We start from the raw sequence: 332 nt of genomic DNA on the forward strand, positions 1-332 counted from the left end.
GGTTGGTGGGAGCCGGTGCGGGTGTCGTCTTGCCGAGTTAGAGGTTCGCTTCGAACTGTCTGCACTGAACGAGCGCGTCGCTGAGCTGCACGCTTCACTTGAGCGCCTTCCGCAGAGCTTCGGCGATGGCATCCGCAGCCGAATTGCCGATGCTTTGGACCTGGGCGTCGAGATCGGCGCGGCTGAGGTGCAGACCGCAGTCGGCGCAGGTGGCTCCCCTGTCATGGTCTATCTCTTTCGACCCGTCAGCCGTCTTCTGGATGAATTGACTGCCGCCGCAGTTCGGGCAAAGCAGTTTGATGGTTCCGAGATTAATGGTCATGAGAGTTCCC

1 protein-coding gene is annotated in these 332 nt (G+C 60.5%); it reads right to left on the reverse strand.

The window, feature by feature from the left end:
* Positions 1–94: 94 nt before the first annotated feature.
* The coding region (locus RCF13_RS05405) for a hypothetical protein (protein ID WP_308140941.1) at positions 95–332 on the reverse strand (238 nt) is incomplete at its 5' end.

This window comes from Stenotrophomonas maltophilia group sp. RNC7, assembly GCF_030910085.1.
Taxonomy (GTDB): Bacteria; Pseudomonadota; Gammaproteobacteria; order Xanthomonadales; family Xanthomonadaceae; genus Stenotrophomonas; species Stenotrophomonas sepilia.